The sequence below is a fragment of the Gordonia sp. Z-3 genome (assembly GCF_036233855.1).
In the GTDB taxonomy this organism is placed as follows: domain Bacteria; phylum Actinomycetota; class Actinomycetes; order Mycobacteriales; family Mycobacteriaceae; genus Gordonia; species Gordonia tangerina.
Map to the genome: position 1 here is coordinate 1 of NZ_JAZARS010000040.1, position 3,419 is coordinate 3,419.

Annotated in this window: 3 protein-coding genes; all 3 read right to left on the reverse strand. The window is 64.1% G+C overall.

The genetic code is table 11. The features are described from left to right. Positions 1–52: 52 nt before the first annotated feature. From VX037_RS23625 to VX037_RS23635, 3 genes are read right to left on the reverse strand one after another with little or no spacing between them, the layout of a single operon-like run. Positions 53–355 (reverse strand): DUF6262 family protein, encoded by a 303-nt coding sequence (locus VX037_RS23625; RefSeq protein ID WP_235726272.1) that lies wholly within the window; start codon positions 353–355, stop codon positions 53–55. After that, on the reverse strand, positions 352–2,268 hold the full coding sequence (locus VX037_RS23630) for a tyrosine-type recombinase/integrase (protein ID WP_266063941.1): 1,917 nt from the start codon (positions 2,266–2,268) through the stop codon (positions 352–354). The genes VX037_RS23625 and VX037_RS23630 overlap by 4 nt, the downstream gene beginning before the upstream one ends. Next, positions 2,234–3,316, reverse strand: a complete 1,083-nt coding sequence (locus VX037_RS23635) for a tyrosine-type recombinase/integrase (RefSeq protein WP_266063940.1) — start codon at positions 3,314–3,316, stop codon at positions 2,234–2,236. Before VX037_RS23635 ends, VX037_RS23630 begins: the two co-directional genes overlap by 35 nt. Between the last annotated feature and the right edge of the window lie 103 nt (positions 3,317–3,419).

Sequence of the window (3,419 nt, forward strand, 5' to 3'; positions counted from 1 at the left end):
GCATTGACTGGCTAATAGTGGTCGAGCCTGCGGCAACGATCGGCCGGATGGTTCATTGTCGATCCGGTTTGCGGCGTTGCCGACGCAGTTGTTCGTCGTGCTGGGCGACGGTGTCGGCGAGGCTCTCGACGATCGTTCGCAGGTGCGCAACTTCGGTAGCGAGGCCGGTGAGTGTGCGGGCGTCGGTCTGTCGAGTGCGGTGTTCATCGATGATGGCGCGTATTTCGGTGTTGCGGTATAGGGTCGCACGACCGATCTTGGTGCGGGCAGCGACTGCGGTGAATGTGATCGGTTGGCCTGCGGCGGCGAGCTCGGCGCAGGTTCGTTCAACCTCGACTAGGGCTTTGCTGCTCATGCAGTCTCGGTGGTGCTGGCGATGAGAGTATCGAGGCGGGTGACGAGTTGCTGGTGGCGGCGCGCCTCGTCGATCCAGCCACGCGACTCGGCATCCTCGGCGAGCTGTTGAGCATCAATGCGTTGCGCAGCAAGGACTCCGAGATGGGTGGCGTCGGTGTGGAAGCTGGGACAATGTTCACAGATGTTGGCATACGGGCAGGTTCCCTGGGCGGGTGCCCGCAGGCAGTAGCCGCCGGCCAGGCGCGACTTGATGGCCGGAGCCTGTTTCCAGTCGGATCCGGTGATATCGGTGATCGGGAGTTGAGGCCGGTCGACGGCGAGTGTGCCGATCTGGCTCTTGGCGAGGTCGAGGGCTCGCTCGTATTCGGTGCGGACGGTGGAGTCGAACAGGTGCGCGTAGCGCAGACTCATTTGGGTGGAGACGTGTCCGAGCAGCGCCATAAGCGCTTGCAGGGAAACCCCGGCGTTGACCAGGGCGGTGGCATAGGTGTGGCGCAGTTGGTGCGGGGTGATGTGGTCGAGCCCGGCGGCCGCGGCTGCCCGGTTGAGTTCGGCGCGTAACGCGTTCTGTGAAAGACGTTTTCCGTGGTGGGTGAACAGGAAGTCGGCTGGAGCACCGGTGCGGGGGTGACGTAACGGCCGGCCGTGAGTGCGGGTGGTGGTGATGCGGTCGACGAGAGTGAGGACGTCGTCGTCGATGGGCACCATGCGTTCGGAATCCAGTTTGCCCAGTGGCACTTTCAGCCATGACCCTTGCCCCGGGATCTCATGGATGCAGTCGAGTTCGAGGTCGAGGAGTTCCCCGATTCGCAACCCACACGCCCGCTGCAACAGCAGGGCGTCCGCGGCCAGATGATACGGCGAATCTGCCAGCGCTGCAGCAAGCCTGCGATCGGAATTTACGGGTAGGTAGCGCGGCAGAAACCGTTGCGGGCGAGGCAGGTCGCCACGGAAGATCAGTTTGCGCGCTGGCGCGTCGTCCCATCCCCACTCGGTGATCTCGGCCAGGAAATGACCGACCGCGTGCACGCGTCTGATCCGATCGGCCACGGTGATGGGTGCACCGGTGACACTGTTGACGGCGGTGGGCAACGACGCCAGGTACGGTTCGACATGGCGTCGGCGGTCGAGGTGGGCCAGCGAGGTCAACTCGGGGTCGGTGACAGCCAGGAAGCGACCGAAATGCGCGAGCCGGGTCGCGATGCTGCTGACGGTTTTCGGTGCACAGGTGGCGTACTTGCGGTTGAGGTAGCCCACGAATGCCGGGCGCAGCGCTGCCGGCACATCGGCCATCCGATCCTCGAGGCTGTGCGCGGTCGTCGCCGGTGGCGCCTCGGAATCGAGGATGCCCAGATGGAACAGGATCTGCCGCGCACTGTGCAGGGTACTGCGGTAGTGCTTCGCGCCGCGCCCGGTGTGTTCTTCGCGCAGTCTGCACGCCTGCAGGAGGTCGGCGAGGTCGTCCTCGCACAGGCCGGTCAACGGGCGCTGGGTCTGGATGAGCAACCGCGCGATGATCTGTGAGGCGATCGCCGATGCCACCCGGTCGGTGAACCCCAATTCCTTTGCCGTACTGACAAAGCGCTGAAGATCAGCGTTGAGTGGACTGACTGCCAGTTCCAGCCAGATGCTGCTGAGCTTGCGGTACACGAGGTAGTCGTATCCGGGTGCAAGTCGGCCGCTGACCATCAGAAACGTGATGAACGGGCGGGTGGAGCAGTTCGCGGCCAGGCGTTTGTCGAGAGGTTCGGCGGCCCAGTCGGCGACGGTGGGCCAGCGGTTGAGGAATGAGCGTGCCGCCTGCGTGTAGGCCGGGTTGCCGCGGCCACGCCGCCGCAGATGGGCGAGGTAGGCGGCCTGGACCTCTGCCGGTGTCTCAGGTCTGGGTGCGAAGTCGTGTGCGTGCTGCATCGAACTCTGCTTTGACATGTGTCGGGGTCAAATGGATATAGCGGGCTGTGGTATCGACGTGAGCGTGGCCGAGCAGCGCTTGCATCACCGCCAGATCGACACCGGCTTCGGCCATCGCGGTGCCGAAGGTGTGACGCAGCGCGTGGGGGTGGCCGGCGGTCACGCCGGATTTGAGGCGGTGGTAGCGGAAGATCGTGCGTAGTCCGGCCGCGGTCAGCGGCTGACCCCGGTGCGGTCCCTTCGCCACTAGAAACAAACGGCTACTGGATGATTCGGGCCGCTCGGTGAGGACGTAGGTGTGAATCAGGCCAGCCACCTCAACATCGAGGGGCACCCGGCGTTCCTTGCCGCCCTTGCCCAGAACCCGAACCCAGCGGGCGCCGATATCGACATCGGTCACATCCAGGGTCAGCAACTCGCACGAGCGTAACCCCGACAACAACATCAAACCGGCCAACGACCGGTCCCGCCAGGTGCGCAGGCTCGCCACCAGATCTGCGGTCTCGCGACGATCCAGCGCCCGAGGGAGCCGACGCGGTTCGCGTAGCCGCAACGCTGACCGCTTCTTCGGCTTGACCAGATGACCGAGCAGGGCGTTGCGTTCCTCGGCGGTGACGCGGCGTGCTTCACGCCCACTCGGGACCGGATTGACCAGGTCAGGATCGGTGATGCTGCGATAGGTGAACAACCCCGTCAACGCCGCGAGTCGGTGGTTGATGGTGGTCGGCGAGTACCGATCGAGCCGTTGCCCAGTCATCGACAACACATTGGCCGGGCGGCCCGGAATCGACGCCTGCCGACAGAACCGCATGAAGTCGAGAAGCGATGTCGTAGTTACTGATTCCAACGCAAGATCAGACTCGTCGAGCCACCTGCAAAACGCCAACAGATCGTAGCCGTAGGCCCGTAACGTGCGCGCCGAGTAGTTTCGATCGGCCAGATAGCCGAGATAATCGTTGACCACCACGTACTCTCCGGCATGGTCACCGGCCAACTGCCAGGCAACCTCAGTGCCAGGTTCCAGATACAGCGGTTGCCGATCCGTCATGAGACAGGTGTAACCCTACCGTCAGCACCGGTCAAGTATCTTCTGTTGGCGGCGTGTTCATTTCACCGTAGCCCTGGGCCCCGGATTAGCCGGTTAACAGGCA